We start from the raw sequence: 6,075 nt of genomic DNA, 5'->3' as shown, positions 1-6,075 counted from the left end.
AAGGTCGGAGAAGTTAAAGAGATCACTTAGGTCGAGAAGGTCTTGTTGAAAAGCCATAAAAAAATCCGATTCCATGCTTGAAATCGGATTTTCTACTAGGCCACGCTGTACTTCAAATGCTTAAGTGAACAGCATTGCGCCAATCGGCGGGCTTTTTTTTACCCTTTAAACAGCGGTATGCTAGGAGCCAGATAATAACTAGGTTTATCAATGAACGGTAGCAAGCACTCAATTAGTCCGAGCCAAGAGCTTGACCATATGGCCCCGCAGGAATTGCGCGAGCTAGTGCAGCGCTACCGTCGCATATTCTCAGGCAGTGGCTACGGTTTTTGGGAGTGGGATCTCAGTAATAGTTTTATTGATTGGTCAGGTACCTTCTGGGAGCATTTGGGGTACACCGATGAAGACCGCAAGGGCTTCACAGACTCTCGCATGCTGCCTAACTATATTCACCCCGACGATATAGAAGACATGTACGAGGCGGTGCGTGAGCATTTGCGCACCGCTGAACCTCTCAACACCTGTTACAGAGTCAAAACTAAGGCCGGCGACTATATTTGGACTCAGGTGCGAGCTGACTCTATTCGCGATGAGTCGGGCCGGGCCGCCTACATTTCAGGTGTCAACTTCGACATTACCGAGCTCAAGCAAACGGAAGCGGCTTTACGCGAAAGTCAGTCGCGTCAGGCGCGTATCATTCAGGCCTCTAAAGACGGAATATGGGAATGGTATCCACAAAGCAATGGATTCCAGTTTTCGGCTCGTTGCTGGGAGCATCTGGGGTTTACTGAAGAGGATGATATTGTCAACGCAGGCCAGGACCGTATGTCGGAATGGCGCAGCTACATGCATAAAGAGGACTTGTTAAAGTTCGATGCCATGTTAAAGCAGCACTTGCGAGGCTTTGGTCCCTTTGATGTGGAATATCGAATTTACGATAAACATGGTGATATACGTTGGATTAGGGCGCGCGGCAAGGCAAGCTTTGATGTGGAAGGGCGGCCAACCCGAATGTCCGGCACCAATATGGATATTACCGATATTAAACGCGCTGAAGAGCGTGTGATTAAAGCAAAGGAGCTGGCCGAAAAAGCAAACCGGGCCAAAAGTGATTTCCTTAGTAGTATGAGCCATGAGCTGCGTACCCCACTTAACGCGATCCTCGGCTACGCACAGTTATTTGAATACGATGAAAACCTGCAGGAGTCTCACAAAGAAAATATTCGAGAAATACGCTCAGCTGGCGAGCATTTGTTAAAGCTGATTAACGACGTGCTGGATCTGGCAAAAATTGAATCGGGTGCAATGAGTACGGTATTGCAGCCAGTTTTGGTCTCACGATTGTTGGTGGACTGTTTTACGTTGGTGCAGCCACAGGCCGACGCCCGTGGGATCTATCTACACAGTGATTTTTCGGGACTGGAGAATACCTGTGTCGCCGCTGATCAAGTGCGCTTAAAGCAGGCGTTACTTAATTTGATGAGTAACGCCATTAAATACAATAAAGTCGGCGGTGAAGTGAAAGTCAGTTTGTCGGCGACCACTGACAACTATTTGCGAATAGAGGTGCAGGATACCGGGTTGGGTATTGATGATGCTCGTCGCGATGAAGTGTTTCAGCCTTTTAACCGCTTAAATGCTGAGATGAGCAAAGTCGAAGGCTCCGGCGTGGGCTTAGTGATCACCAAGCAGTTAGTCGAAATGATGCAGGGCCGTATTGATTTCTCCAGTGAGGTGGGTAGCGGTACGTGTTTTTGGCTGGAGTTGCAAAAAACCGGTGAAGCCGAAGACGCTCGAACCTTAACTGCAGCGAGTGATAATTTTGATACGGGGCTCAAGCTTAAAGTTGAAGGCAATTATCGGGTGCTCTATATCGAAGACAACCTCACGAATATACGGTTGTTACAGCACTTCTTCAGTTACAGTGATAATTTTCAATTGGAAGTGTATGAAGAGCCTTATCAAGGAATATTTCATGCCCGCCAGAGCAGGCCGGACCTCATAGTTCTTGATATTAATTTGCCGGGCTTGGATGGTTACGATGTGCTCAGTGTGTTGCAGAGCGATCCTGCGACGCGAGATATTCCCGTTGTGGGCTTGTCGGCCAATGTTATGTCTATTGACATAGAAAAAGGTCGCGCGGCGGGCTTTTACGAATATTTGACGAAACCGCTGCAGATTGCGCATATGGTTGATGTTCTAAATCGGCTGTTTGGTGCCGCGGGCCCAGACGCAATTGCGCTGCAAGGCGTGGTCAAACCAATGCGTACGGAAAAGTAGGGAGATAGCGCTCGCCGGGACCTTTAGGCCAGCACCTGCGAGTAGGCCGGCATGAGCGAGGCGGTGGTAACCGCCTCTGTGTGGCTCAGCGTATGTGCCCCATGTGCTTTTGTACGATTTGCAGCAAAGGTTTAAAGGTTTTGGGGCTGCCGCACACGACATGACCCGTCTCAAAGTGTGTGTTGCCGCCGTTAAAGTCACAGGCTAAACCGCCCGCCTCTTTAACCAGCAGCAGTCCTGCGGCGATATCCCACTGATTCAGATTCATTTCCCAGAAGCCATCGAAGCGGCCGGCAGCCACATAGGCGAGGTCGAGGGCGGCTGATCCCTGGCGGCGAATACCAGCGGTCTGGCCCGCGATTTCTTGTACGGTGGCTAAGTACGCCGATATATTGTCCAGCGCGTAACCGCTAAAAGGAATACCTGTACCAATAACGGCACCCGCAAGCCCCTTGCGGTCGCTGGTGCGAATGCGGCGGCCGTTAAGTGCAGCGCCTCGACCACGGCTGGCGGTAAATTCTTCGCGCTTGATGGGGTCGTAGACGACGGCATGCTCGAGTTGCCCTTTAATACGGCAGGCAATAGAGATGGAAAAGTGGGGGATACCATGAATGAAGTTAGTGGTGCCGTCGATAGGGTCAATGATCCATTCGATATCGGAATTACTGCCCGGTTGAACACCGCCTTCCTCGCCGACAATTGAGTGGTCGGGGTAGGCTTTTTTTAGGTGGTAGATGATTTCTTTTTCCGACGCCTTGTCGATTTCAGTAACAAAGTCATTGCGACTTTTTTCTTCAATAGTGACAAGGTCGAGGCGCTCGGTAGCGCGCTCAATCAGTTCGCCGGCCTTACGTGCAGCACGCAAGGCAATAGTTAGCATAGGTTCCATGGGGCACCATTTAACAATAAGCTTAAAGAACAGGGGCGATATAGCCGGCGCAATTATAGCGATTCGATGCGCCGAAACCAATCAAAATCTTGCTGCCCATAAATATAGCGCACTGCAAGCACAAACAAGGGGCGGAGCGCAGTCTTTGGTAGGACAGTAACGCTTCCCGGCGCAAAAACGCGCTAACGGAGTGGGGCTTTTTTTGCTAGAATGCCGCGGTTTTGCAGACCTAACCTTTGCCGAGGCGCCCCAATGAGTGAAAATCGACTGGATAACCTGCGTATTGTGCTGGTGAATACCTCCCATCCTGGCAATATTGGCGGGGCCGCACGTGCCATTAAGAATATGGGGATGGGCAGGCTCTATCTGGTGGCTCCCAAGGAGTATCCGGCGGAAAAAGCTGTATGGCGGGCAGCGGGAGCGCTGGATGTGCTGGATAATGCCGTCGTTGTGGAAACCCTGGACGAGGCGCTGGAGGGGTGTGGGTTTGTCGTCGGCACCAGCGCACGTGAACGTCGCATACCTTGGCCTTTGGTCAATCCGCGCGAGTGCGGTGAGCGGGCAATTCATGAAGCCGGTACACACGACGTTGCGATTATGTTTGGGCGCGAAGACCGCGGTCTCACCAATGAGGAGCTGCATCGCTGTCACTACCATGTGCATATACCGTCAAATGCGGAGTACTCATCACTGAATTTAGCTGCAGCGGTGCAAGTTATTGCCTACGAGCTGCGCATGGCCTGGCTTGCCCATAAAGATGGTCAGGCGCCTACCTACGACGATTGGGACGTGCCACCGGCTAAAGTCGAGGCTATGGAGCGCTACTTTGATCATCTGCAGGAGACACTGGAAAAGCTCGGGTTTCTTGAGCCTGACAACCCGCGCCAGACTATGACCCGGTTGCGCCGTCTCTACAGCCGTATTCGCATGGACGAAATGGAGCTGTCGATACTGCGCGGTGTGTTGACCTCGACCCAGAATTACATCTATCACGCTGAGAAGCCGCAAGATGGCCATGATGGCGGGAATTCGTAGCGGCTAAGCTGGGCGAGACTGTCTCGTTGACTGGTGTGGGCTTGGCATTCGGGTAATAGTTGAGTAAAATACTCAGTTATTGCCAAACGCCTGAAATACTATGCGATTGACCACAAAAGGCCGCTATGCGGTGACAGCTATGCTTGATCTCGCCCTGCATTCAGAGTCAGGGCCGGTGAGTCTTGCCGATATTTCTGAGCGACAGGGTATTTCCCTGTCGTACCTAGAGCAGTTGTTTTCCAAATTGCGTCGTGAATCTTTGGTTGTCAGCGTACGTGGCCCCGGTGGTGGGTATCGACTGGCCCAAACATCAGCGGCCGTATCTGTGGCCGCCGTTGTCGATGCGGTGAGTGAATCTCTCGATGCTACCAAGTGCTTGGGTGCCGGTGATTGCCAGGATGGGCAAATCTGTATTACGCACCACCTCTGGCAGGATTTAAGTGGTCAAATACACAATTTTTTGAGCGGTATCAGCCTCGCCGATTTGGTTTCTCGGCGCGATATACAGGCGGTGTGCCGTCGTCAGGACAATGAGCGAGACCAGCAAAATATTGTCTGTAGTGATTTGAGCTGACGGTAACGCATGATGAATCCAATATATTTAGATTATGCCGCTACTACGCCGGTAGCGCCTGAAGTTGCCGAATTAATGTCACGGTGCCTGACCCTGGAGGGTAACTTCGCCAACCCGGCGTCTCGATCTCACATCTACGGTTGGCGTGCTGAAGAAGCTGTAGAAACGGCTCGGGGGCAGGTCGCCGCGCTGATCAATGCAGATGCCCGCGAAATTGTCTGGACCAGTGGCGCCACCGAGTCCAACAACTTGGCGCTGAAAGGCTTATGTCGAGCCGGTGATCACTTGATTGTTTCCAGTATAGAGCACAAGGCCGTGCTGGATGTGGCCACTCATTTACAAACGCAGGGCGTTGAAGTGGACTTTGTTGCGCCGCGGCGGGACGGCTCAGTTGATGTTGATCTGTTGCGCTCTTTAATCAAGAGCAGTACGCGTCTGATCAGTGTTATGTGGGTCAACAATGAGCTGGGGACCATCAATCCCATCGCCGAAATTTCAGCGCTTTGTCGAGAGCGAGGTTGTTTGTTGCATGTGGATGCGGCGCAAGCATTGGGTAAGGTGCCGATAGATTTACAGTCAATCAGTGTGGATGCCTTGTCGATATCGGCGCATAAGTGCTATGGCCCAAAGGGTATAGGTGCGCTTTATGTCAGGCGCAGCCCAGAGGTCAGTATTCAGGCACAAATCCACGGCGGTGGTCACGAGCGGGGCATGCGTTCAGGCACGCTTCCGACCCACCAGTGTGCGGGGTTTGGCTTGGCCTGTGAAATTGCGGGAACTCATTTACTCGAAGAGAGTGCTCGCGTCTGTCAATTGCGCGATCAATTGTGGCAGGGAATTTCCGATTTGCCCGGAGTCCGACTCAATGCATCGGGTGCAGAGCGTGCCTCGGGGCATCTCAATGTTGTCTTTTCAGGGGTGGATGGCGAAACGTTATTGTTGAGTTTGCGCCAGCTCGCGGTGTCGTCGGGTTCGGCTTGCACGTCGGCAAGCATGTCGCCCAGTTACGTATTAAAAGCGATTGGGTTGAGTGACGCAGATGCCTTGGCATCTATCCGCATGAGTGTGGGTCGATACACAGATACTCGCGAAATCGAACAGGCCGTGGAGCACATTCGTTCGGTGGTATTGGGTTTGCAACGTCAAGGCGGCGCCGTGGCGCGTTAGTGAATGATTGCAGCACGATAAACATACAAAAGACAGCCAAATAGGTTGCATTAAATTGGGCAGCGTTCGCGCTGCAAACGATTAGCACGGCAGTAATCCTGCCTACTTCACATATCGTGAAGGAGAGGAG

At 51.9% G+C, this 6,075-nt stretch carries 5 protein-coding genes; 4 read left to right on the top strand and 1 reads right to left on the bottom strand.

Annotation, left to right across the window (positions count from 1 at the left end; translation table 11 throughout):
• Positions 1-210 precede the first annotated feature (210 nt).
• Positions 211-2,280: a hybrid sensor histidine kinase/response regulator gene (locus QWI17_RS04715; protein WP_302721356.1), complete on the top strand. Its 2,070-nt coding sequence runs from the start codon at positions 211-213 to the stop codon at positions 2,278-2,280.
• A gap of 85 nt (positions 2,281-2,365) precedes the next feature.
• On the opposite strand, the gene QWI17_RS04710 is transcribed toward QWI17_RS04715, so the two are convergent.
• The gene (locus QWI17_RS04710) at positions 2,366-3,169 is read right to left on the bottom strand and encodes an inositol monophosphatase family protein (RefSeq protein ID WP_302721355.1); all 804 of its coding nucleotides are present in this window, start codon (positions 3,167-3,169) and stop codon (positions 2,366-2,368) included.
• Positions 3,170-3,421: 252 nt separating this feature from the next.
• On the opposite strand from QWI17_RS04710, the gene trmJ reads away from it, so the two are divergent.
• The 3 genes from trmJ (at position 3,422) to QWI17_RS04695 (ending at position 5,945) form a co-directional block, all read left to right on the top strand.
• A complete protein-coding gene (gene trmJ, locus QWI17_RS04705; RefSeq protein ID WP_302721354.1) occupies positions 3,422-4,204 on the top strand; it encodes a tRNA (cytosine(32)/uridine(32)-2'-O)-methyltransferase TrmJ in 783 nt (260 codons plus the stop codon).
• Between the two features lie 100 nt (positions 4,205-4,304).
• Positions 4,305-4,778 (top strand): Fe-S cluster assembly transcriptional regulator IscR, encoded by a 474-nt coding sequence (gene iscR, locus QWI17_RS04700; RefSeq protein WP_302721353.1) that lies wholly within the window; start codon positions 4,305-4,307, stop codon positions 4,776-4,778.
• Positions 4,779-4,787: 9 nt separating this feature from the next.
• A complete protein-coding gene (locus QWI17_RS04695) occupies positions 4,788-5,945 on the top strand; it encodes an aminotransferase class V-fold PLP-dependent enzyme (RefSeq protein ID WP_302721352.1) in 1,158 nt (385 codons plus the stop codon).
• Positions 5,946-6,075: the final 130 nt, after the last annotated feature.

This window comes from Gilvimarinus gilvus (assembly GCF_030518155.1).
Taxonomy (GTDB): domain Bacteria; phylum Pseudomonadota; class Gammaproteobacteria; order Pseudomonadales; family Cellvibrionaceae; genus Gilvimarinus; species Gilvimarinus gilvus.
The sequence above is the reverse complement of the archived record's forward strand: the minus strand, read 5'-3'. Positions and strand labels throughout refer to the sequence as shown.